Origin of the sequence: Planktothrix prolifica NIVA-CYA 540 (assembly GCF_963864145.1) — a bacterium.
GTDB lineage: Bacteria > Cyanobacteriota > Cyanobacteriia > Cyanobacteriales > Microcoleaceae > Planktothrix > Planktothrix agardhii.
The window spans coordinates 2,263,812-2,286,606 of the sequence record NZ_CAWLTW010000001.1 but is presented as its reverse complement, the minus strand read 5'-3'; the positions used below and the strand labels follow the sequence as shown (position 1 = coordinate 2,286,606).

General features: G+C 37.9%; 23 protein-coding genes. 5 read left to right on the top strand and 18 right to left on the bottom strand.

Annotated features, from left to right (window positions below; translation table 11 throughout):
- Positions 1–49: 49 nt before the first annotated feature.
- The 6 genes from AC559H_RS10530 to ctpA all read right to left on the bottom strand — a co-directional run bounded on the left by AC559H_RS10530 (position 50) and on the right by ctpA (position 6,568).
- Positions 50–1,153 (bottom strand): M23 family metallopeptidase, encoded by a 1,104-nt coding sequence (locus tag AC559H_RS10530; protein WP_026794535.1) that lies wholly within the window; start codon positions 1,151–1,153, stop codon positions 50–52.
- 215 nt (positions 1,154–1,368) lie between these two features.
- Positions 1,369–2,016, bottom strand: coding sequence for a hypothetical protein (locus AC559H_RS10525; protein WP_026794533.1), 648 nt, complete (start codon positions 2,014–2,016; stop codon positions 1,369–1,371).
- Between the two features lie 474 nt (positions 2,017–2,490).
- On the bottom strand, positions 2,491–3,132 hold the full coding sequence (locus tag AC559H_RS10520) for an HAD family hydrolase (protein WP_026794532.1): 642 nt from the start codon (positions 3,130–3,132) through the stop codon (positions 2,491–2,493).
- A gap of 147 nt (positions 3,133–3,279) precedes the next feature.
- Positions 3,280–3,798, bottom strand: a complete 519-nt coding sequence (locus AC559H_RS10515; RefSeq protein ID WP_233422942.1) for a pentapeptide repeat-containing protein — start codon at positions 3,796–3,798, stop codon at positions 3,280–3,282.
- Between the two features lie 8 nt (positions 3,799–3,806).
- A complete protein-coding gene (locus tag AC559H_RS10510) occupies positions 3,807–5,222 on the bottom strand; it encodes a dihydrolipoyl dehydrogenase family protein (RefSeq protein WP_026794531.1) in 1,416 nt (471 codons plus the stop codon).
- A 110-nt stretch (positions 5,223–5,332) separates the two neighbouring features.
- Positions 5,333–6,568: a carboxyl-terminal processing protease CtpA gene (gene ctpA, locus AC559H_RS10505; RefSeq protein WP_026794530.1), complete on the bottom strand. Its 1,236-nt coding sequence runs from the start codon at positions 6,566–6,568 to the stop codon at positions 5,333–5,335.
- Positions 6,569–6,921: 353 nt separating this feature from the next.
- Here ctpA and petB point away from each other — a divergent pair, with 353 nt between their 5' ends.
- The 5 genes from petB to galE all read left to right on the top strand — a co-directional run bounded on the left by petB (position 6,922) and on the right by galE (position 11,152).
- Entirely contained in the window at positions 6,922–7,590 is a 669-nt protein-coding gene (petB, locus tag AC559H_RS10500) for a cytochrome b6 (protein ID WP_026788872.1), read from the top strand.
- A 178-nt stretch (positions 7,591–7,768) separates the two neighbouring features.
- On the top strand, positions 7,769–8,248 hold the full coding sequence (gene petD, locus AC559H_RS10495; protein ID WP_026788873.1) for a cytochrome b6-f complex subunit IV: 480 nt from the start codon (positions 7,769–7,771) through the stop codon (positions 8,246–8,248).
- Positions 8,249–8,401: 153 nt separating this feature from the next.
- Positions 8,402–9,583, top strand: a complete 1,182-nt coding sequence (locus tag AC559H_RS10490) for a glycosyltransferase (RefSeq protein WP_026794529.1) — start codon at positions 8,402–8,404, stop codon at positions 9,581–9,583.
- Between the two features lie 152 nt (positions 9,584–9,735).
- Positions 9,736–10,116, top strand: a complete 381-nt coding sequence (locus AC559H_RS10485; RefSeq protein ID WP_026794528.1) for a hypothetical protein — start codon at positions 9,736–9,738, stop codon at positions 10,114–10,116.
- A 37-nt stretch (positions 10,117–10,153) separates the two neighbouring features.
- Complete coding sequence (gene galE / locus AC559H_RS10480) at positions 10,154–11,152, top strand: UDP-glucose 4-epimerase GalE (RefSeq protein ID WP_026794527.1); 999 nt, start codon at positions 10,154–10,156, stop codon at positions 11,150–11,152.
- Between the two features lie 102 nt (positions 11,153–11,254).
- Here galE and AC559H_RS10475 read toward each other — a convergent pair whose 3' ends face one another.
- The 12 genes from AC559H_RS10475 to rfbC all read right to left on the bottom strand — a co-directional run bounded on the left by AC559H_RS10475 (position 11,255) and on the right by rfbC (position 22,737).
- A complete protein-coding gene (locus tag AC559H_RS10475) occupies positions 11,255–11,548 on the bottom strand; it encodes a hypothetical protein (protein ID WP_026794526.1) in 294 nt (97 codons plus the stop codon).
- Positions 11,549–11,556: 8 nt separating this feature from the next.
- Positions 11,557–12,561 carry a hypothetical protein gene (locus AC559H_RS10470; RefSeq protein WP_026794525.1) on the bottom strand — a complete coding sequence of 335 codons (1,005 nt, stop codon included), beginning with the start codon at positions 12,559–12,561 and terminating at the stop codon, positions 11,557–11,559.
- A gap of 20 nt (positions 12,562–12,581) precedes the next feature.
- On the bottom strand, positions 12,582–13,679 hold the full coding sequence (locus tag AC559H_RS10465) for a hypothetical protein (protein WP_052349324.1): 1,098 nt from the start codon (positions 13,677–13,679) through the stop codon (positions 12,582–12,584).
- Between the two features lie 2 nt (positions 13,680–13,681).
- Positions 13,682–14,518: an IS5 family transposase gene (locus AC559H_RS10460; protein WP_036834550.1), complete on the bottom strand. Its 837-nt coding sequence runs from the start codon at positions 14,516–14,518 to the stop codon at positions 13,682–13,684.
- 198 nt (positions 14,519–14,716) lie between these two features.
- Entirely contained in the window at positions 14,717–15,823 is a 1,107-nt protein-coding gene (locus AC559H_RS10455) for a hypothetical protein (RefSeq protein ID WP_036832502.1), read from the bottom strand.
- Between the two features lie 24 nt (positions 15,824–15,847).
- Positions 15,848–17,353 carry a DNA methyltransferase gene (locus AC559H_RS10450; RefSeq protein WP_026794524.1) on the bottom strand — a complete coding sequence of 502 codons (1,506 nt, stop codon included), beginning with the start codon at positions 17,351–17,353 and terminating at the stop codon, positions 15,848–15,850.
- Positions 17,354–17,379: 26 nt separating this feature from the next.
- Positions 17,380–17,853 (bottom strand): hypothetical protein, encoded by a 474-nt coding sequence (locus AC559H_RS10445; protein WP_026794523.1) that lies wholly within the window; start codon positions 17,851–17,853, stop codon positions 17,380–17,382.
- A 220-nt stretch (positions 17,854–18,073) separates the two neighbouring features.
- On the bottom strand, positions 18,074–19,147 hold the full coding sequence (locus AC559H_RS10440) for a glycosyltransferase family 4 protein (RefSeq protein WP_026794522.1): 1,074 nt from the start codon (positions 19,145–19,147) through the stop codon (positions 18,074–18,076).
- Between the two features lie 166 nt (positions 19,148–19,313).
- Positions 19,314–20,195 carry a glycosyltransferase family 2 protein gene (locus AC559H_RS10435; protein ID WP_026794521.1) on the bottom strand — a complete coding sequence of 294 codons (882 nt, stop codon included), beginning with the start codon at positions 20,193–20,195 and terminating at the stop codon, positions 19,314–19,316.
- Complete coding sequence (locus tag AC559H_RS10430; protein WP_026794520.1) at positions 20,192–21,265, bottom strand: glucose-1-phosphate thymidylyltransferase; 1,074 nt, start codon at positions 21,263–21,265, stop codon at positions 20,192–20,194. Before AC559H_RS10430 ends, AC559H_RS10435 begins: the two co-directional genes overlap by 4 nt.
- 51 nt (positions 21,266–21,316) lie before the next feature.
- Positions 21,317–22,192, bottom strand: coding sequence for a dTDP-4-dehydrorhamnose reductase (gene rfbD, locus AC559H_RS10425; protein ID WP_026788887.1), 876 nt, complete (start codon positions 22,190–22,192; stop codon positions 21,317–21,319).
- On the bottom strand, positions 22,189–22,737 hold the full coding sequence (gene rfbC / locus AC559H_RS10420) for a dTDP-4-dehydrorhamnose 3,5-epimerase (protein WP_026788888.1): 549 nt from the start codon (positions 22,735–22,737) through the stop codon (positions 22,189–22,191). Before rfbC ends, rfbD begins: the two co-directional genes overlap by 4 nt.
- Between the last annotated feature and the right edge of the window lie 58 nt (positions 22,738–22,795).

Here is a 22,795-nt window from a genome sequence, read left to right as displayed (position 1 = left end):
CCCCCCAAGCCCCCCGTGCACGGGGGTTTGGGGGGCTGTTCCCTGTTCCCTATTGAATTTCCATTTGATTTTGAGTTTTAACTAAAGTGCGATCGCCTCGAATTAATTGATATTCTGCTTTCCAAACTCCAGAAGTTAAGGGTTGTTGAGGATCATTTTTTTTGCCAACATAACCAATCCAAGTTTTACTAGAATCATTAACAAAATTCTCATTATTTAAAACTTTTTGTCCCTGGGGATTATACAAATTAAAAACCATTTTATCCCCGGTTAATACTCCATAAACCTGTACCCAAAATAACAACGCCGGACTATCTTGGGGTAAGGTAGTTTGATTAAATTTCCCCTGCCATAATTCATCCATAGTTGGAGGTTGAGCCGAAAATCCAGCCCGAATTAATCCCGTGGGAATATAGGCAAAAGACTGTTCCCAAATCGGGTTACGAGTGACATTACATCCGGCCGTTGCCCCTGGCCCGACAAAGGGATCAATTACTTTCCCCTGATAATTAATGGTGAGATGAACATGGGGAAAGGATGCCAAACCCGAAGCCCCCACCGCCCCTAAAACCGTACCTTTTTCGACCTTATCCCCTGGTTTGACCTGCACACTTCCCTGGCGTAAATGACAATATTGAGTTTCCCATCCCGCCCCATTGGGAATAGAACTATGGTCAATTACAACACCATTGCCACATTCCGTGCCTTCCACGGTCTTTTTATCGGCTTCGGTTTGAATTCGTCGATCCACAACCCCGTCCCGTACACGCAACACTGTCCCCCCCTGGGCTGCCAATACGTTCACTCCTTTGGCCATGGCCTGTTCATCGGGTATGGCAAAATCCGTGCCTTTATGACCATCGTAGGTTTGCCGTCCACAACCAAAATCAACGACATTGGGGGTTGGATCTCGATCAGGATATAACAAAATAAAGCAATCCTGACCCAATTGACAATCAATGGGTTGGGCAAAACGAGGATTTTGGGTTTGGCTAATCAGTTGTTGGCTGATCCCTTGGGCCATGGTGTGAGCTTGCTGTAGGGAAGACTCAGCCGTTTGGGTGGCTTTAGGACTCCAACAACTAACTAATGCCGTTAACCCTAAAGTTAGGCAGAATGCGATCGCGTATTTTTTAGCCGTGGAAATCCTCATAAGTAGTAAGCCCTTCAGGGCTATCTTGATAAGTAGTAAGCCCTTTAGGGCTATCTTGAAAGAAGGAGCCCTGAAGGGCTCACTACGATTTAATAGTAGTAAGCCCTTTAGGGCTATCTTGAAAGAAGGAGCCCTGAAGGGCTCACTACGATTTAATAGTAGTAAGCCCTTTAGGGCTATCTTGAAAGAAGGAGCCCTGAAGGGCTCACTACGATTTAGCGGAAGATGATATCCGATTGTAAGGTCAAACTGAGGTCTTGACTCGGATTAATCACCACCACATCCACTTTACTCCGTCCAACAAAGACTCCGGTAATGGCGCCGAGTCCCGCACCTACTAAAACTTCTTCCGTTGCGATCGCATTATCCCCGGCCACTGCCCCAATAGCTGCCGCAGCCGCCGCCCCAATAGCTGCCCCACCGACAATAGATTTCGCCGAAGCCCCTTTGCGGACGGTTTCGGTGTGGGTGACAACTTGAGAATTCGCATCTAGGCGAAACCGTTGTCCGGCACCGAGAATCACCTCACTCGCTACAAATTGAGACCCCCCGGAAGCGGGTTTTAATTGTCCGACAATTTCAGCCCCTGCCGGAATCCAAACCCGTCCCTGACTGGTAACAATATCCCGTGCTACCGTGATTGTTATGGAAACGGTTTCGTTCGGCATAACCACAATTTTTTCCGCTTGGGAGTATTCTACCGGAATCTCGGTTCCGGCTAAAATTCTATCCCGTTGTAAGGTATTGGGGAAGGCTTGGGCTGTGGCGGGAATAGCTTGCAGCAGAGGTGTGGCTACGGCTGTTGTTAAACCCAAGGCGAGGAAAACCGATAGTCCTGAACGTGATAATTTAGAAGTTAACATACACTCAAATATCCTTATTTTTTCAAGTTCTGATTTAACTCTTATAATCTAAGAGTCGATAGAATCCGTTTATTGTTCCTTTGAAGATTCAATTTGACCGGACAGAAGGCGCGATCGCAATAAAATCTGCTCGGCGGGTGAGAGGGAATGGATCGCTTGAAGTAAGGATTCTACAAGTTGCAAATTAATGTTTGTATTGTTTACTGCGCTATTGATGATTCCTCCTGTTTAATTGAGAATATTCCCTGAGCTATCTATGTAAAAAATAATGATGCAAATGCGGGCAGAGTCTCAAGGCTTAGAATTAAAATTTGAGTATTCACAAAACCTCCCCCATTATTTAGAAAGCGACGAAGGAAAATTGCGACAGGTTTTATTAAATCTGTTAAGCAATGCGATTAAATTTACTGCTCAAGGGACAGTTATAGATATGCAAAGAGCGATCGCGAATTTTCAAAATTGCCCTAAATATATTTATCTGATAATTTGTAGGTCAGAATGGGTAAAATCATCAATCACAAATGCTACCCCCAAATCTTTTAAACTATTGGGATCATGGGTAGAAGCAACCCCAATAGTTTTAATCCCCGCAGCAATAGCAGAACGAATCCCAGAAGGAGAATCTTCAAAAGTGATCGCTTCTTCTGGTAAAATATTTAACTGATCTAAACAATATTGATAAGGTGCCGGATCGGGTTTCCCAATACCAATTTCATCGGACAAAACCACACTATCAAAATAATCTGATAAATTCAGTATTTCTAGGATAAAATCCGTATTTTCCCGAGGCGCATTGGTAACTAAACCCGTTTTAAAGCCTTGCTGATTCACCCAATCTAAAAACTCTATTAACCCAGGTAATGGTTGTAAATCAATAGCTAGTTCTCGAAATTTTAATTCCTTTAAATCCACCATTTTTACTATATCTTTATCGGAAAATTCAGGAAATAAATCCCCTACAATTTCGATATTTGTTCTGCCACTAATTCGAGTTTGATAAAAACGATGATCAATCGTCAATTGATAAATCTCTAAAACCTTTGCCCAAGTCAGATAGTGCAATGGGTCACTATTAACTAAAGTCCCATCCAAATCAAATAAAATCGCTTTGAGCATGATTATATAAAGTATAGAAACTGGAGTTTTTAACCGAATTTAATCCCATAGCAATCCTATTTATTGCCTATTCCTCATTCGTAATTCGTAATTCGTAATTCGTAATTCGTAATTCGTAATTCGTAATTCGTAATTCCCCACTACACATTATTTTTGAATCGAACCATCCGGCATAATTGCCCCTTGAAAATTAGCTCCTTTCTGGTCTGCTCCGGTTAAATCGGCTGAGTTCAAATCCGCATCTTTAAAGATTGCTCCATTCAGTTTGGCATTATTCAGTTTAGCCCCTCGAATAAATGCCCCAGTCAGATTCGCTTGACTCAAATTAGCATTTGTTAAATTAGCTTGATTTAAAGTAGTTTCACTTAAATCTGCCCCGGTTAAATTCGCTCCAGTAAAATCAACAGTATCTAAAAATGCTCCCTTGAGATTAGCTCCTTTTAAATCCGCTTTACTAAAGTTAGAATTATTCAATTTAGCCCCGGTTAAATTTTGCCCTTGCAAACTTTTTCCGCTAAAATCACATCCAAAACATTCTTGATCTTGACCTAACTTAACTTGAGCAGGTGGTTTTTGGCAACCCGTAACAGTTAATAATAAAACACTAAAACCGATAATCGTTGCCCGGTTAAAAACTTGTATTTTTTGAACTTTCATGTTAGACATTTTAATTCTTAATTTCCCCAATATCGTCGCCAATGAAACAGATTTTCTGTCCAATTAAATAATACCCTATTTTGACAACGGCGTTGATCAATCCAAGCGATCGCACTTTGATGATAAACCTCCGAAAACGTGGGAAAAATCGGAGGAAATTCAGCTAAGGTTTTAAGGTTTACCCCTTGACGAATTGCCAAAGCTAGGGTATGAATTAATTCACTCGCATGGGAACCGACCACCGTAGCCCCTAAGAGTTTACCATTCGCCAAACCCACAAGTTTACAAAATCCCGTTGTTTCCCCTGAAATTTGCGCCTGAGCGATCATTTTTAGGGGTTGTTGCTCTACAATTACTTGAGTTCCATAGCGTCGTTTAGCTTGGGTTTCTGTTAACCCCACCTGTGCTAATTGGGGGTCAGAAAAAATAGCCCAAGGAATGCTTTGATAATCAACTTGAAACTTCGGCCAGTATAGGGAATTTTTGAGGGCAATTTGTGCTTCATATTGGGCGATATGTTCAAAGGGATATCCCCCTAAAATTTGTCCACACCCATAAATTCTAGGATTGGTGGTTTGTAGTTTTTGATTCACCCATAAATGATTCCCTTTAAACTCAACACCGACCAGGCTTAAATTTAAGGATTCGACGTCGGTTTGAGAGCCATAAGCCACCAAAATTTCATCGACTTCTATAGCAGTATTTCCCGCTTGAATCCATTTTTTATCGGCAATTTTTTTAACCTGAATAATTGGAGTTTGGGTTAAAATTTTTACTCCTTCGGCTTCTAATTGACCTTGAATCAACTGCACCGCATCGGGATCTTCCTGGGCTAAAATTTGAGTAGCTGGGGTAATCATAATCACCTCTAAACCCAAACGAGCGAAATATTGGGCTAATTCAATTCCCTTGGGATCACCCCCAATAATTGCTAATCTCTGGGGAATTATTTCTGATAAATTCGGTAATTTTTCTAAAAACAAATCCAAGGTTTGTGGAGTAATAAATCCTGTGGATAATAACCCTTCAATGGGGTGAATTTTAGGGGTGGAAGCTGGGGCTAATAAATAATTGCGCGATCGCAATATTCTATTATTAACTTTAAATCCCAGACGGGGAGATTTGATAAATTCACCTTCACCAACAATTACATCCACTCTCCCAGCCCCTAACCGTTGATGGGAATAAATTTCCTCACAGTTATTTCTAACTAAATCAATCCAAGGTTTGATCGGTTTTCTCCTAATATCCGACCCGCCCCAGACGGGTATTAGCTCAAGTTTAGGGAGGGATAAAGCCATCGAAAATAACCCCGAATGCCCAGTTTTTTCCGGCTCAACTAAAGCAATTCGTCCTTGCATTTGACTGCCTAATAATGCTGCATAACGTCCGGTTAAACTCCCTCCTAAAATCACCAAATCATAATCCAACATACAAAAATCAGTTATCAGTTATCAGAAATCAGTTATTAGTCATCAGTCCAAAACCCAAAACCCAAAACCCAAAACCCATTACCCATTACCCATTACCCATTACCCATTAATTAATTTTGAGCCACCACCAATTGAGAAGATAGCAATTCCAAAGCCGCTTGATATTGGTGATCGGCTTCCGTTGCCACTTGATTTCTAAGTAAGGGTTCCGAAGGAATTAACTGATCGGGCATAATTCCCAATTTATTAATATCAGTATGATTGGGAGTTTCATATTTAGCAACTGTTACTGCTAATCCCGAACCATCGGATAAATCAAATAAAGATTGAATTAATCCCTTGCCAAAAGTTTTTTCTCCAACTAAAGTTGCTCGATGATTGTCATGTAAAGCCCCGGCTAAAATTTCACTGGCACTAGCGGTTCCTGGGTTGACTAAAATGACTAAAGGAGCTTGGGTTAAAGCCGAACCCACCGCTTCAAAACTTCCCAATAAACCTTGACGATTAACAGTATAAACAATCGTCCCTTCATCTAACCAAAGTCGGGCAATTTCTATGCCAGATTGTAATAATCCCCCTGGATTATTTCTGAGATCCAAAATATAGGCTTTCGCCCCTTTTTTTTCTAAAGATTGAATCCCTTGAGCTACTTCTTCCGTGGCATTGGCATTAAATTGATTTAAACGAATATAACCTAATGGAGTGTCTTTCAAATCAGAACGTAGTTCCGTGATCACCGGGTTCAGGGCAATCCGATCCCGAACTAAAATAATATCTTCCGTGGTTTTATTGCTATTTCTTAACACCGTTAAAGTCACTTGGCTACCCCTTAGCCCCCGCATCCGAGCCGCGGATTCATCTAGGGTTAACTCAGAAGTAGAAAAGCCATCAATTTTCACAATCTGATCCTGGGGTTGGATACCCGCCCGTTCTGCGGGAGAATCATCGATCGGAGCAATAACGGTTAAATTGCCCGTTTCCCCGTCCTGGGAGATTTGTAACCCCACCCCCATCAGTTCCCCGGAGGTATTCACCTGTAAACTGCGATATTGATCCGGTCGCAATAACCGGGTAAATGGGTCATCCAAGGTGGCTAACATCTTCTCAATGGCAGAATATGTCTCGTCGCGGCTTTTGAAGGGTTGCCGGATTAGTTTCTCGCGGATAGACCACCAGTTTTGATGGTTGAAACTTTCATCCACATAGGAGCGATTAATAATTCGCCAACTTTCACTCAAGATTTTTTGATCTTCGGTCAGGGCCAGAACCGGATTTGTCCAAGTGATCCAGATTAAGCTAACTTGCAGAATAATTAGAAATGCTATGGGAAAAACGCGCTTTTGCATGGTGGTGATTTAACGTTGCTTTCAAATTAGATTGGGGAATCAACCGATTTAAGACCTTTCACGGCTTGATTTTCAGCATCACCCTTGGGGGATTCGATCCGGGGCAGATTGATTCCCTAGTTTTGTGAAAATTGAGTTGAAGTTATGTTACATTTTTTAGAGTAGGGGAGAACACGCAAGTCTTTTAGCCTAATCTGTCAATCGGATCAAACCGACCTCCCTATTCCTTATGGTGATGGCTTTTTGATATCCAGAGTTCTCTGGCTTCAGACAGTCTAATCTAAAGATATCTATTAATGATGTCTTAAAGGAATAACAATAGGTAGCCATTTATTTTTAGGAATTCTAGCTTCATGTTTTCTAAGGGAATCAAAGAATCTCAGACTTTCAAGTGGTTTGATGAACGGCTGGATATCCAAGCACTTGATGATGACATTTCCAGTAAGTATGTGCCCCCTCATGTCAACATTTTCTATTGCTTGGGTGGAGTCACTTTAGTTTGCTTTTTAATCCAGTTTGCCACTGGATTTGCGATGACGTTCTATTATAGACCGACCGTCGCGGAAGCTTTTACTTCTGTTCAATACATTATGACGGATGTGAGCTTTGGTTGGTTAATTCGCTCCATCCATCGCTGGTCTGCCAGTATGATGGTGTTAATGATGATCCTGCACGTTTTCCGCGTTTATCTCACCGGGGGTTTCAAAAAGCCCCGGGAATTAACCTGGATCACGGGTGTGATTTTAGGCGTGATTACGGTTTCTTTTGGGGTTACAGGCTATTCTCTGCCTTGGGATCAGGTTGGTTACTGGGCGGTGAAAATTGTATCTGGGGTTCCTGAAGCGATTCCCGTTGTCGGTTCAACCATTGTGGAACTGATGCGGGGTGGTACGGCCGTTGGTCAAGGTACTCTTAGCCGTTTTTACAGCTTACATACCTTTGTCCTACCTTGGCTGATTGCCGTCTTTATGTTAGCCCACTTCTTGATGATTCGGAAGCAAGGGATTTCGGGCCCTCTGTAAATGGACGTGGATCGGGTTTGGCGTTTCGGCACTACTCCGGCATCGGTGGCGGTTTGTTCCGAGAAAGTTAACTTTCGATAACGGGTCTCAAACATCCAAGGGTTAGGAGTAGCCTTTGCCAAATTCAAAGACAAGCAACAACCTGTTAAATTTCCCAAAAAGGAGCGACGTTTTAATTATGTCCATCTTAAAAAAGCCGGATCTCAGTGATCCAGTTCTTCGCGCTAAATTGGCTCAAGGCATGGGTCACAACTACTATGGTGAACGGGCTTGGCCGAATGATTTGTTATATACGTTCCCGATTGTAATTTTGGGAACCTTTGGTTTAGTGGTGGCATTGTCGGTTCTCGACCCCGCCATGATGGGAGAACCCTCTAATCCTTTTGCAACGCCGTTAGAAATTTTACCCGAATGGTATCTCTGGCCAACCTTCCAAATTTTGCGGGTCGTTCCCAATAAATTGCTAGGAATTATGTTGATGTCTTCGATTCCTGTGGGTTTAATTGCGGTTCCTTTAATTGAGAACGTCAACAAGTTCCAAAACCCCTTCCGTCGTCCTGTGGCAACGGCTGTTTTCTTATTTGGAACTTTAGTAACGCTGTGGTTAGGAATTGGTGCGGCACTTCCCATTGATAAGTCTTTAACTTTGGGATTTTAAACCACATCCTCTCAAAATTTTTGATGATATGATACCTGTGGGTTTACCGGAATAGCTTGTTAGGCTAGGTCTGGGAGCGTCACAGGTATCCTTTTTTATAGGAACAATTGGAAAAGACGGAATACAAAACAATATTATTCTTGAACCCTGGCTATGTTATTAAAAAAATACCCAAACCTAGATCAAAATCAATTACTTTGGTGCTTTTTAGCTGTTTTTTCTTGTGAAGGAGGAATTCAATCCTATGTTAAAGATATTTTAGATGCTTCCCAGACTATTAAACCCGTTTCTCCCGACTCAAAGATTAATATTAATCCCCAGAATCGGGTTTTAATTTTACGGGATTATCCCGGATGTCCTAACCCTTTTGAAACCCCATCTAGTTCTTTTCAATTTGAGTATTTTAAATCTCAAAATCCCCTCTGGGGAAGGATTAAATTAGCAATATCTTTACTAACTAATTTAGTCCAATATCGGCCTCGACGGGTTTTGTGTGGTCATATTAATTTAGCCCGCTTGGTGCAAACAATTTGTCAACCCTTGGGCATTCCTTACACCGTATTAACCTATGGTAAAGAAGTCTGGGAACCCCTGCCGAAAAAACAGCAAAAAGCCCTACAAAACGCCGATCAAATTTGGACAATTAGCCGATATAGTCGCGATCAAGCCTGTCTTGCTAATCAGTTAAATCCGAATCAATTTCAAATGTTACCCTGTATGGTGGATGGGGAAAAATTTACTCCCGGCTCCAAACCCCCGCAATTAATTCAACGCTATGATTTACAGGATGCTCGGGTATTAATGACCGTTGCCCGTCTGTGGAAAGGCGACCCCTATAAGGGAGTTGATGTTACCATTCGCGCCCTCTCCCAAATTGCCCAAGTCTTTCCCAATGTCAAATATTTAGTTATTGGTCGGGGAGATGACCAACTCAGATTACAACAGTTGGCCGAAGATTTGGGAGTAAGCGATCGGGTCATTTTTGCCGGATTTGTTCCTACCGAGGAATTAGTTAATCATTATCGGGTTTGTGATGGTTATGTCATGCCCTCTCAAGAGGGGTTTGGGATTGTTTATTTAGAGGCGATGGCCTGCGAGAAACCCGTTATTGCCGGGGATAGCGATGGTTCAGCCGATCCCCTACAGGATGGAAAATTGGGCTGGCAAGTGCCCCACCGCGATGTAGAGGCCGTGGCAAAGGCTTGTATTCAACTACTTCAGGGTGAGGATCAACGCTGCAATGGGCCTTGGTTACGGCAGCAATGTTTGGCCCATTTCGGAAAACCCGCCTTTGAGGGTCGAGTCCAAGAGTTGCTGAATCAAAACCAGGGGTAAGCCTAATTTAACCACAAAGACACGAAGACACAAAGAAGTTGTGAATATTAACCTGCTGGTTGCTATAATAGCATAGAAATTAAAATATCAAAGTTCAAATTTTTAAGGGTTCCATCAGATTAAATCTGGCTTGAATAATTAAGGAGATAGCTGTGAACCAACAGCGGTTCAAAACTCTACAAATCAGACTTTCTGGTTTGACTAACTGGCTGATTACTTTAGCTGTAATTGGCATTTTAATCTCTATTGGTTTGGGTTGGTTAGTCAAGGGCGTTCTGATTTTAATTGCGGTGATTGCGATTACTCCGATTTTGGTGATTTTGGGTGTCCAGTGGTGGTTAAAACGCAATCTAATTCAAGATCAATGTCCGGTTTGTAGCCATGAATTTCCGGCTTTTAATAACATTCAATTTCAATGTCCTAACTGTGGGGAACCGTTAAAAATCGAACAGGGTCGTTTTAGTCGGTTAACACCCCCAGGAACTATTGATGTGCAAGCGGTTGATGTTTCAGTTCAAAGGTTAGAAGATTAAATTAAATTCATTGAATAAAACAAAGGAGCATAAATTTATGTCTGAAGATAAAACTACTATTTTAGTTACTGGAGGAGCGGGTTATATTGGTTCCCATGCTGTCCTGGCGCTACAACGTTCGGGTTATGATGTGATTATTCTCGATAATTTAGTTTATGGACATCAAGACTTAGTGGAAACGGTCTTAAAAACCGAATTAATTATTGGAGATACTAATGATCGTCCGTTGCTTGATCAGTTATTTTCCAGTCGCAAAATTGATGCGGTGATGCACTTTTCTGCTTATGCTTATGTGGGGGAATCTGTTACTAATCCTGATAAATATTATCGCAATAATGTGGTCGGAACTTTAACGTTATTGGAAGCGATGAAAGAGGCGGGAATTAATAAGTTTGTATTTTCCTCAACCTGCGCCACTTATGGGGTTCCTGAAATTGTTCCCATTCCTGAAGAGCATCCCCAAAATCCGATTAATCCCTACGGGGCGACTAAATTAATGGTAGAAAGAATTTTATCGGATTTTGATATCGCCTATGATTTTAAATCGGTACGTTTCCGTTATTTTAATGCCGCCGGAGCCGACCCAGAAGGGTTATTAGGGGAAGATCATAATCCCGAAACCCATTTAATTCCTTTAATTTTATTAGCAGCATTAGGAAAACGAGATTCTATTTCGATTTTTGGAACCGATTATCCCACACCTGATGGTACTTGTATTAGAGATTATATTCACGTTACGGACTTAGCAACCGCCCATATTTTAGGGTTGGAATATTTATTAAATGGTGGAAAAACGGATGTTTTTAATTTAGGAAATGGGAAAGGATTTTCTGTTAAAGAGGTGATAGAAACTGCTAGAGAAATTACGAGAAAAGAGATTAAAGCGATTGAATGCGATCGCCGCCCCGGAGATCCACCAAGTTTAGTTGGAAGTGGAGAAAAAGCCCGAACAATATTAGGTTGGAATCCTGAATATCCCGATATTCAAAATATTATTACCCATGCTTGGAATTGGCATCAAAAACGACACACCTAACCCCGTAGTAAGCCCTTCAGGGCTTAATCCCCAGATTAGTAACTAGGATGGATTGAAGCCCTAAAGAGATTACCACGATTTATTTTTGATCAGGATAAAAGATTATTCACCTTTGATTTCTTTCAACATATCTAAATACTCATTCAGAATTGTTCCAACTGAGTCTAATAACTGATTATCTTCAGGAGTTAACTTTTCTTTTTCCTTTTCCTTGTTTTTTAATTCGTTATCGAGAATTAAAAACTTACCTAGTTTAAACCAATCATTTCGTTGTTCTTCTAATAATTTGTCTTCAAAATCCAATCGTTTTTCTATCCAAGAACGATCTTCTTCTTCTTGGATTAATTTAACCAAGAAACGTAGATTTTTGATCCAATCTTTATCTTTATTTTCCATAGGTTGATCTATCTTAGATTTACTGGAAATGGCGGTTTGGGAGTTACCAAACTTTGCGGAATCGGTATTTTCTCCGGCTTTTCCTTCTGATTTTCCATCACCTTTAACGTCACTATCATTGCACTTAATATCGTTAAGATTATTAGGATTACCGCTACCACTTTTATGTTTAACCTGAATCTTGGGGACTTTCCCATTGGTAAATCCCCCTTCTCCTCAGTTTTTTCAGGTTCTATTGAAGGAGATGACAATTTTTCAACTTGATTATCCGTAGGTATTTCAGGCTTAAGATCAAGATCAATAGGTGAAACCGAGACTGCATTCTTATCAACCTTACTGATTAAAATTGCTAAATCATCACCTTTTGACAACCCGGTTTTGATAATTTTATCAGCCAAACTAATAATTTCTTGCTCATTATCTAGTATTTCATATTTTTTGTCCCAAATTTGTTGAGCATCTTCAGCGTTATCTAATTCAGCTTTATCTAAATTCAGAAGTAATTGTTTGAGCTTATTGTCTAAATTTTCAGGGAGTTGATGAATTATATTAAAATCAACAGAAAATTCTTCTAATCCATTAAAATTAATTGCCTCATTGATCGTATTAATAAACTCTGGATCTTTGCCTGCAAAACTTAATAATGTGCGTGCTGCTAAATGTCGTAACATTAATTTGTTTGTAGGTGAAATACTGTTACTTTCATCAGGATTAACAACCCAGGCAACTGCATTAAAGATTGTACTGCCTAATTGATTAGATCGTTCTTCAGGTGCTTCTATTCCTCCAACTAAGAATAACAGTTGTTGAGAATGGCGCATGAGAACAAAGAAAAGCTTTTGATAATTAATCTTATATTCAATTGTGCCTAAACCTCCCTTATTTTTCTTAACCAACCTTTTTTCAAGCATATCAGGATATCCGAAGGCAGACTGACTACTTTCAATCTTACGCCAATGAATTCCCGTCTTACCTAGGGCAGAACTTTTCACATAAAATTCTAAGTTTTTCATTATTTTAATCTCCTTGTATATTACTTATGGGGAATTGGCAACCATTTAGCACCCTGTAAAATAGCAAAACCATCACTATTTTTACAGCCAATGGCAAAAGAAAAGATAGCATTGTTAAAAATCTCAATTTCCTTCTGTGTTGCTTGAACTTTTATTTCAGAGTTTTTAACTTTAGTTTGAGTTTCGTAAACCGTTTTTTCATTGGATTTTAAATTTTCTTCAGCTTCTTTATAAGGTGTGTACGCATCATCAAATAGGTTGGCTACAAATCTAATCGGAAGCCATGTTTTCTGTCGTTCTATATGTGCTTTCTCTCTTTGATCAAACGTCTTTTTAAATTCATCAAGTTCATCTTTTCCTTTAGATAGATTTTTTTCAAGCTCAGATAATTCCTTTTGATATTGCTGTAACTGACGTTTTTTTTCCTCATTATAAAGATTCAGCAAAAACCGTAAAACATATCTTAGAGGTTGATCTCCATCTTTAGGAGCATAGGGAGCTTTAATCTCCGTTTTATTGTATTCAAATTTTATGAAACCATCATCACGAGTTTTATGGTAAGCAAAAACAACATTTCCAACGGTCTGAACAGGTGTCACCACAACTGCAACTTTACCAAATAACCCATCGGATTTTAAAAAATTTAACAGTTTTTGATATCCTATTTGAACGTGCTGGAGTAAGTTGTCAGCATCTTGATAAGTTCTCATGTAGGTTTCGCATTTAACAGGAGCTAAAATGACTAATCTGGGAACGGTCAAACCCGCATAGGCATCTTTTAACAGGGTTGTGATCCGTTCAGGATCATTTTTTTCTTCATGCCAAGTTCCCACTTCGCTATAGTTGACCCTTCCTGTCTTTTTTTCCATTAATGCAGTAGCATCAATGGGAATAATTACAGCATCACACTTTAATAATTGTTCCTTTACATAATCTTTCTGTATTTGTGTGGCATTTAGGTTGAAATATTCCCCTGCTGGGTCAGTAAATCGAAGTTTGAGAAATTTTCTGCCGCCACTCCCAAGCTCAAAAACAAAACCTTCATCATTCCAAGGATCAATAAGATTATCATTAGACCTCTTGCAAAAAAAATCTATGCTATAATAACAAATTTTCACTTTCAGACTAAGAGTGTCAACTCATAATTATAAATGGCCGACAACAAATTACAACGAAGACCATAACGGCGACGACGATTTCGATAACGACTCGATAAGATCCTGAAAATTTTGAGGCTCCGATTAACGTGTTCAATCACAATTCGTTGATGAGCCAAAGCTTGATTATAGTCTTTTTCTAAGACCGAAAGATTGCCATTTTTGGGTTTCTTTTTGGGTACATAGCTATTCAAGTGATAATCCTTAATCCCTTGATAGCCACTATCTTGTAAACTATCAGTTTGGGGGTGAAAATGAATTTTGCTTTTTTTGAATAAGCTAAAATCGTGGCAATGTCCTTCTCCAAAATCTGTACAAATAATCTGTTTAGTTTCTTGATTAATTACTAACTGAATTTTGAGTGTGTGATGTTTTTTCTTTCCTGAGTAATATTTTTTCTGTTTTTTTTTCGGTCTTTCAATAGCCGTTTCTGTGACATCCATCACTACGATTTCGGGGTAGCCAGAATCTTGAATTAATGCTTTTTTTCCCGGAATACGAAACTTTTCTGTTTTGATTAAAGTTGATTCAATATTAGCAACAATTCGGCAAATAGTTGATTCTGATACTCCCCAATTTGTCCCAATATGAAAATATGTTCTGTATTCTCGCCAATACTCCAAGGCTACTAAAACTTGCTCTTGGAGAGTCAGGTGGGTGTGACGTCCTCTCCTATCTTTAGGATGTTCTAACCTGAACTGCTCTATGGCATTAACCATTTCTTGAAAGGTTTGAATCTTGACACCAAATCTCCGTTTAAATTCATGAGGTTTCAAATTTAGATAAAATTGAGTGTTCATCGCAGAGTTATTGTCTAAATTCACTTTCAATTTTTACCATTTTATGGAGTTTTTAGCAAAAATTTGTGAAGAATGGTTAGTCTCTAGGATTTTATGAAATTGAGCAAAACTTACCATAATACCATAAAATTATTTTGCAAGAGTTCTATTGCTGAAACATCCTTACACTGTCCCTTTTTCAATCTTCTTCAGCAAACCCTACTTAACAACAAATATAACATCTGTATAGCTTTTATATTGTTGGTTATTAAATGACCAGTCAAGTTTGAGTTTTTCCCAATCAAAGAACTGATTATTAAGATAATTATCAATCTCTGATTTTAATAGTTGATAATCTCTCTTGATCTTCCAACTGTTTTCAAGATGATTAAGATCAATAACTATTAAAAATAGTCGATTACTAGCATCAAATCTTTGAGTTCCTTGTTGTTCATATAACCATTTAAGAAGGTTTCGAGGTTGTTGTATGGTTTCGGTAATAATTTCACGTCTTGTTGAAATAAATTGATGGTAAAAATCTTGTACTTTTGTTTGTGAATTTTCTGAAAAAGCAGCAATTAAATCTAATAATAGATCCTGATCGCTTCTATTTTTATCAAATGGAATTTCAAAGGAATTAGCTGCTTTTTTTAATTCAGACACTTCTTTAACTGTTAACCCTCTCTCTTTTCTTTTTTTCTCCATGAATCCTATAGGAAAATAGGTCATTTTGAGATCAAAAGGAACTTGATCTATAAAAAAATCTACTTGCTTAATTTTACCAATTGTTGGTAAAACACGAGGATGATCTTTAAAAATATCTTCGATAATAATAGATGTCCAGTTATTATACCATGAACAAAGAATAAAACCTTTTAAACTATTTAATATTTCGTTTTCAATCTTTTCAACTAAGGAATCATAGTTATTTATTTTTTTAATATAATTATTGACTAAGTGTTTATTAATATCATTTTGATGAATACCGCCCCAATCAAAGACTCGTAACTTATAAAGTTCTGCCAAAATTTGACGCTCTAAATTCTTTCTTTCTATTCGTTCTTGGGTATAAATTTCACGAATAGTCATTTCAATCATAGAAGTAGAAACTTCTGCCTCAAAAGTTTTTTTTAATAGTTCTTTAGCTGGAAGTTTATCTACATAAATTTTACTTTTTTCCAACAAATAAAGTAAATATTCTTTTCGAGCTAAAGAACGCAGTTTGAGAAAATATAAACCCTCTTCAGAGTTAGTTAGTTCATGAAAATTACCCTGATTATATAAAGATTCAAGATAAAAAAATGTATTTAAGTTATTATTGGACATGATTCATACCTCAATCTATAAAAATTAGTTAAGTTTTAAAAAATCTTCAGGAAACTCTACAGACCATTCAGGAATTTCCAATAAAGGCTTTAATTTTTCTAAATCATCAATCCCTGATTTTTGATAGATTAAAATAAAATCACTTTTTAAACTTCCTTCTCTATTATCTTGGATCACAGATTTGGCTGAATAATTCATAGGAAAATACCCTCTAAACTTAAGATCTTGTAAAAATGTAAAATGTTGTTTTAAAAATTTCCAACTATCTTTATCTTTAGCATTAAAGAACAAAGCTAGTATTCCACTTGGTTTTAAAATACGACTCGCTGTTTTTAAAAAGATACTCATATTATGGGTATAATCTTCTTTACTTTTTTCTCTATTTTTTGCATTAGAAATTACAATTTCCTCAGTAAAATTTGGGATTTTACCCAATAAAGAGTTCCACATTTCACTCAATTCTAAATAAGGAATTCTATCGCCATGAGGAGGATCAGTTATAATTAGAGATACAACTTCATCAGGACATTCTTTTAAAACAGTAAGATTATTACCTAAAATCAAAGCTAATTGATTATTTTTATTGATAACAGGTTCTAGCCTTGTAGAAACTAAGTATCTTTCTTTTTCTTTGTTGTCAATAACACTTTTAATTAAATTATTTACTTTATTTTCAAAACAGTTCCAAACATTTATCTCAAAATGAAGTTTAGGTCTCCAATATCCCACTACCCAACTTCCTACTTCTATTTTATTAGTTATTTTGTTCTGATTCTTACCTCGGCTTGTGATAGCGAAAACCATTTTTGACATTTGACCAGAAGCAGCTGTTAGCGACAGTAACAAGGGTTTTTGGATATTCTGAGGTAAACGGTTAATTTCTTCTCTTAAAATGTCAATATTATACAAAGCGCGGCCAGTAAATATATCATTTAGAGTTAACAGATTAGTGGTATTAATTCGACTATTATTGAAAAGCTGAACTTTACGCAAACTTTTGGATATATAATTTTCATATTGATTGATTAAAATACAATCATAATCTGTTGGTTGTCTTTCTTCACGAGTTTTTTTTAAGTTTGATACATTCCAAGTTGAAATTAATTCTTCCCCATTCCATAGATAGTGACTTGCTATTTTATCGTCTTCTAAAATGTAGGTTTTATATATTTTATGCTTAATTTTTTGATCTAAATTATTGATGGCTTCTTGAAGTTGAAAAGGACAAGGAAGATTGACCATAAGATTTGATAGTTCAATAGCGATGGGATTAATATCAATCCCGATAAATCTTCTTTTCTTGAGAAGTGCTTCTCTTGCAACTAAACCTGAACCCAAGAAAGGATCAAGAATGAGATCATCTTTTTGGGTTAAAGCGTCAATCAGAAATGATAAAGACTCAATTGGTTTTTTTCCCCAGTATTTGTGAAATCTTGCTAACCCTTTATAGCCTTTAGGATATTTTAAATTGTTGTAATTAATTGAATTCTGACTATGATTAAATAAGTTGAGTTGATAGTAATTTTCCATTTTTACTTTAATCCTAATTAAACAAATTAATTTTTTAGTTGACTATTGTAATTATTATAACAGTTCAATTTCAATAGAAACCCCTGTTTTTTTAGGATCGGGTCAAAAGTACAGGCTTTTCCTGAACGGGCTGGAATTTCATGATCAGACAGTCCACTCAGGGTTTGTAGTAGGGTACTTTTCCCTTGTTTCATTCGTCCAACCACGCCGATATTGAGGGTTTGACGAGCGAAACGAATCCTTAACTTATGTAGTTCTCGTAATTCTTTTTCTATTGTTGATAAAATTGGAGAAAAATCAATTTTATTTAACTTATCAACAATTTTAGCCTCGTTTGGCCATTGGTTAAGTTGTTGCTTTCGGTCACTTTCTAAAATTTGAATTGCATTTTGCAGATTTTTTAAATTAGATTCTACGCTGATGATCCTCTGAGCTAGGGGCTGGCGTTTTTGAATAATTTCAGTAATTCGCGCAGATCTGTTAGCTGTTGTTATGTTCATTTTAACCTGGCTGACTGGTCTTTGATGAAGTCTCCCAATTTTATCATGAGTCCGAATAAAATAACCTCTGTGTACTAATATTTTTTGCTTCGCCTCTGGTTCCCTGGTTATACCTGGGAACCAAATCCAGTTGTTCCAACGTTGTTGCGCTTGCTGCGCATTCTTTTCTGATGCTATACTACAACGAATAAGATGCGCTAAAGCGCAACAACGGGATGATTTATAGGTGATTTTGGATAATTTTTGCTGTTTCTTTTCCGGTTTTTTCCCAACTAAATTGTTTAACTTGTGCTAATCCTAATTGTCTTAAATGCGATCGCATTTCTGTACTATTAGCTAGGGTTTCCATCGCTTCTGTAATTTCTTCTACTTGATAAGGATTAACATATAATGCCGCCTTTCCTCCCACTTCGGGTAAGGAAGATAGATTAGAAGTAATTACAGGAGTTCCGCAAGCCATGGCTTCTAAAACCGGGAAACCAAACCCCTCCCAAAGACTGGGAAAAACAACAGCAATTGCTTGATTAATTATTGTGGTTAATTCATCGGTCGGAACATAATTTAAAAACTTTACCTGTTTAGTTAATTCTAACTCTTGAACTTGCCTTTTAAGTTCCGGGGTATAGGTTTCATCTGTTGGGCCAGCTAACCATAATTCATAGTCTGATGAGTTTTTTAAACCAGCAAAAGCACTAATTAATCGAGAGACATTTTTATGAGCATCATGACGACCAATATAGAGAAAATAATTGTGGGTTGGTAGGTCTAAAAATTGAAATCGTTGCGGGTTGTAGGCGAGGGGAATAGGTGTAATTTTCTGTTCTGGAATGTTAAAAAATTGGATTAAATCTTCAGCCGTTGCGATAGAATTACAGACAATATGTTCGGCTTGGGATAATACCAAGGGAATATAATATTTAAAATAAGCTGTTAACCGAGAACCCCGTCTGGGAAATCTTAACGGAATAATATCATGGGCCATAACTATTGACCGACATCCCGAATATAAAGGAGCTTCTGGGACTGGAGAAAATATCAAATTTCCCTTTAATTGCTGATAAATTTTAGGGAGTTTAAACTGTGTCCAAAGTAACCGCCTAAGATGTCCCTTTGTTCCTTGGTCGGGGGTCATATTATTAGGAACAGAATAACAGGAATAATCGAGGTTTTCTTGAGCGGTTAATAAGGTGGGTTGAAGCGGTTTTAAAGCGGGTAAAATATGACTAGCATAAATAGATATTCCTGTGGGTTCAGGAATTAAAAATGATAAATTAATCAAGAGTGATTTACTCATAAAAAATCTATATAGCAGGGAACAGGGAACAGCCCCCCCAAACCCCCCGTGCACGGGGGGCTAGGGGGGAGGGAACATGGGGGAAATACTTCACCGTCTGGGTTCTAAGATCCGTCTGGTGTCCTAACTGCCTTGGCGGTTGCTATAATTAAAAATATTACTAGATCTATAATAGCTTATTGCTGATATTTTTAACAATAAAATTTATAACTCCTTTGAGTTTATACCAAGATTTTTGAGGGGTAATTAAGAGTGTAATTAAACCAATAAAACTAATTCTAAATAACCAGTAGATAAAAACAGCTTTAGAAGTATGTTTATGAAGACTGAGGAGGTAACTATAAATACTATATTGAAGTTTGAGGTTAGGGTTTCTCTGGGTAATGGATGAAGTTTGATGAAATACTTGAATTTGTGCAGTAATCCCAATTTTATGTCCTTGATTTCGATACCTTAAACAGAAATCAAAATCTTCATAATAGAGAAAATAGTTAGGATCAAATTGAGGACATTCTTTAAAGTTTTTCAAATTAATTAATAGACTGCATCCCGATACCCATTCTGTTAATTGGTAAGGTTGATTTTGCAAAAATTCTGATAGTTGATTACAGACTTTAATTATACCAGTTTTTCGGTTAAATTGACCTTCTGTAAACTCTAATTCTCCTTTGTTATTATAAATAACTGTTCCTAAAATAGATAATTCTGGGTAAGATTTAAAGAAATCAATTGCTGGAGATAGGGTATTTTTGGATAAATACGCATCAGGATTAATTAACCAAACAAGGGCTTGAGAATCCTGTTGATAAACCCAATTTAACCCAATATTACAAGCTCGACCAAACCCAATATTTTCGGGTGCGTCAAATACCAGAATATACGGAGATTTTAACCGATGAATAGAAAGATCGTCGGGAGAATTATTAATAATAATAATTTGATAATTAATTCCCTGTAGAGACGCGCCATGGCACGTCTCTACGAGAGAATTAATTAACCTTTGAATCAATTCGGTGGAGTAATAATTAACCGTTATCCAGTAAATCACGCTAATTCAACTTGACTATCATCTCCAATCATAAATCGTAGGGCTTTGGGTCGTTGAGGGGCGGTACTTAAACTAGCCCGACGACCAATAACAGTATCTACAATTCGTTGGTTAATCCCAATAATTTTAGCTTCACTTAAGATGACACTATGTTCGATTTCAGCATCAATTAAAGTGACTTTATTAGCCACACTACTATAGGGGCCAATAAAGCAATTTTCTAAATAGCAATTTTCCCCAATAATTACTGGCCCCCGCACGCTACAGTTGACTAATTTTGTACCTTTACCAATTTTAACCCGGCCTAAAATTTGACTCTTTTCGTCTATTTCTACTGCTACATCGTAGGTAATACAGGAATCTAAAATAATTTGATTTGCACTGAGTAAATCATCTTTTTTTCCTGTATCTAACCACCAACCTTCTAAGGTACAAGCCTCAACACTTTTATGATCATCAATCAGTTGTTGAATAGCGTCGGTAATTTCGAGTTCTCCCCTGGGGGAAGGTTGGATTTTAGCGATCGCATCATGAATAGTTTTATCAAAAAAATAAACCCCGACTAAAGCCAAATTAGATGGGGGAACCTTGGGCTTTTCAACTAACTTTAATACTCGTCCTTGATCATCAACAACGGCTACCCCAAAAGCGCTGGGATTATTTACAGTTCTTAGTAGAATTAACGCATCTAGTTTTTGCTGTTTAAACCGCTCAGAAAATTGACTTAGTTGACTTTCAATTAAGTTATCTCCCAAGTACATAATAAAGGGAGAATCTCCTAAAAACGGTTGACCCACTTTCACTGCATGGGCGAGTCCGGCGGGTTGTTCTTGTAAAATATAGGTGATTTTTGCGCCAAAGCGATCGCCATTTCCGGTTAAATTTTTAACTTCTTCTCCGGTTTCTGGACTAATAATAATCCCAATTTCCGTAATTCCTGCCGCTACAATTCCTTCAATTCCATACCATAAAATCGGTTTATTAGCGACGGGAACTAATTGTTTTGCACCTGTGTAGGTCAAAGGGCGCAACCTTGTTCCTTTTCCACCTGAAAGAATTAGTGCTTTCATAATTAATAATTAAGGGTTAGTAGAGCAACAGAGACGCGCCGTGGCAAGTCTCTACGGTTTTAATTGTTGTAGCATTTTCCTCAGTCCTTGTCGCCATTGGGGAGTATGATTTCCCACAATATTAGCTAGTTTTTTCCCACTTAAAACTGAATAGGCGGGACGAGTTGCTGGCGTTGGATATTCGGAGGTTGTAATGGGAATTACCCGTTCAATTTTGAGGGGAAAACCTAATAGTTGGGCTTCTTCAAAAATTGCGATCGCAAAATCATACCAACTGGTAACACCACTATTTGTACAGTGATAAATTCCGTAGTTTTGATCATTCAAAAGGGGCATTAATTGCACAATAGATTGTGCTAAATCTCCCGTCCAAGTCGGACTCCCAACTTGATCACTAACAACGCGAATTTCTTCCCGTTCTTTCCCTAAACGTAACATTGTTTTGACAAAATTTCCGGTTCCACCCACACCATAAACCCAAGCTGTTCTGAGGATTGCAAATTTAGCTTGGGATGCTTGAATTGCCATTTCTCCTAATAATTTTGATTCTCCATAAACACCTAAAGGGTGAGTCGGATCGGTTTCAAGATAAGGATGGCTTTGGGTTCCATCAAACACATAATCCGTGGAAATGTGAATCAATGTTGCATCTAATTTTTGACAGCTTTTGGCTAAAATACCGGGTGCAATTCCGTTAATTTTTAGGGCTAACTCCGGTTCACTTTCTGCCTTATCCACTGCGGTATAAGCGGCAGCATTAATCACCCATTCCGGTTTAATTTCCTCAATTAATCTTTCAATTTCTTGGGTTTGGGATAAATCCAGGGTGTCTCGTCCGACACTCACTAACGACCCCATGGAAGCGAGGAAAGGCTGCAATTCTTGACCGAGTTGACCATTTTTTCCGATCAATAAAATTTGTTTCATGAGAAAAACTCCGCCGTTTTCAAAGGTTGACCCTCTTGATCTTTTACGGACAAAATTGGGGTGATTCCATTTAATGGCCAATCAATGCCAACGTCAGGATCATTCCAAAGCAAAGATCGCTCATAGTTCGGGGCATAATAGTCGGTAGTTTTATATAATACTTCAGCAATATCTGAAGTTACTAAAAACCCATGGGCAAATCCAGGTGGAACCCAAAATTGTCGCTTATTTTCTGCACTGAGAATGCAACCGACCCACTCTCCAAAATTCGGAGAGCTTTTTCTCATATCCACCGCCACATCAAAGATTTCGCCCGCAATAACGCGCAATAATTTGCCCTGGGTGTGTTGTATTTGATAATGTAAACCTCTCAAAACTCCTTGTACGGAACGGGAATGGTTATCTTGTACAAACTCTGAGGTAATTCCTGTTTTTTCGGTGAAATTTTTCTGGTTAAAACTTTCAAAGAAAAAGCCTCTCTCATCTCCAAAGACTTTGGGTTCGATGATGAAAACATCTGGGATTTTTGTAGGAGTAATAGTCATTTTTAGGTGGAATTGTGATCAGCGACTAAACATTGTACCAAATTGTTGATACTTGATC

Coding starts and splice junctions, on each gene's coding strand:
- ctpA (WP_026794530.1), bottom strand. CDS start 6,568: ATGCAAAAGCGCGTTTTTCCCATAGCATTTCTAATTATTCTGCAAGTT.
- AC559H_RS10440 (WP_026794522.1), bottom strand. CDS start 19,147: ATGAGTAAATCACTCTTGATTAATTTATCATTTTTAATTCCTGAACCC.
- AC559H_RS10520 (WP_026794532.1), bottom strand. CDS start 3,132: ATGCTCAAAGCGATTTTATTTGATTTGGATGGGACTTTAGTTAATAGT.
- AC559H_RS10510 (WP_026794531.1), bottom strand. CDS start 5,222: ATGTTGGATTATGATTTGGTGATTTTAGGAGGGAGTTTAACCGGACGT.
- AC559H_RS10450 (WP_026794524.1), bottom strand. CDS start 17,353: ATGGAAAATTACTATCAACTCAACTTATTTAATCATAGTCAGAATTCA.
- AC559H_RS10430 (WP_026794520.1), bottom strand. CDS start 21,265: ATGAAAGCACTAATTCTTTCAGGTGGAAAAGGAACAAGGTTGCGCCCT.
- AC559H_RS10515 (WP_233422942.1), bottom strand. CDS start 3,798: ATGTCTAACATGAAAGTTCAAAAAATACAAGTTTTTAACCGGGCAACG.
- rfbC (WP_026788888.1), bottom strand. CDS start 22,737: ATGACTATTACTCCTACAAAAATCCCAGATGTTTTCATCATCGAACCC.
- AC559H_RS10470 (WP_026794525.1), bottom strand. CDS start 12,561: ATGAAAAACTTAGAATTTTATGTGAAAAGTTCTGCCCTAGGTAAGACG.
- AC559H_RS10490 (WP_026794529.1), top strand. CDS start 8,402: ATGTTATTAAAAAAATACCCAAACCTAGATCAAAATCAATTACTTTGG.
- petD (WP_026788873.1), top strand. CDS start 7,769: ATGTCCATCTTAAAAAAGCCGGATCTCAGTGATCCAGTTCTTCGCGCT.
- AC559H_RS10445 (WP_026794523.1), bottom strand. CDS start 17,853: ATGAACATAACAACAGCTAACAGATCTGCGCGAATTACTGAAATTATT.
- AC559H_RS10460 (WP_036834550.1), bottom strand. CDS start 14,518: ATGAACACTCAATTTTATCTAAATTTGAAACCTCATGAATTTAAACGG.
- AC559H_RS10475 (WP_026794526.1), bottom strand. CDS start 11,548: ATGGAAAATAAAGATAAAGATTGGATCAAAAATCTACGTTTCTTGGTT.
- galE (WP_026794527.1), top strand. CDS start 10,154: ATGTCTGAAGATAAAACTACTATTTTAGTTACTGGAGGAGCGGGTTAT.
- AC559H_RS10525 (WP_026794533.1), bottom strand. CDS start 2,016: ATGTTAACTTCTAAATTATCACGTTCAGGACTATCGGTTTTCCTCGCC.
- AC559H_RS10530 (WP_026794535.1), bottom strand. CDS start 1,153: ATGAGGATTTCCACGGCTAAAAAATACGCGATCGCATTCTGCCTAACT.
- petB (WP_026788872.1), top strand. CDS start 6,922: ATGTTTTCTAAGGGAATCAAAGAATCTCAGACTTTCAAGTGGTTTGAT.
- AC559H_RS10455 (WP_036832502.1), bottom strand. CDS start 15,823: ATGTCCAATAATAACTTAAATACATTTTTTTATCTTGAATCTTTATAT.
- rfbD (WP_026788887.1), bottom strand. CDS start 22,192: ATGAAACAAATTTTATTGATCGGAAAAAATGGTCAACTCGGTCAAGAA.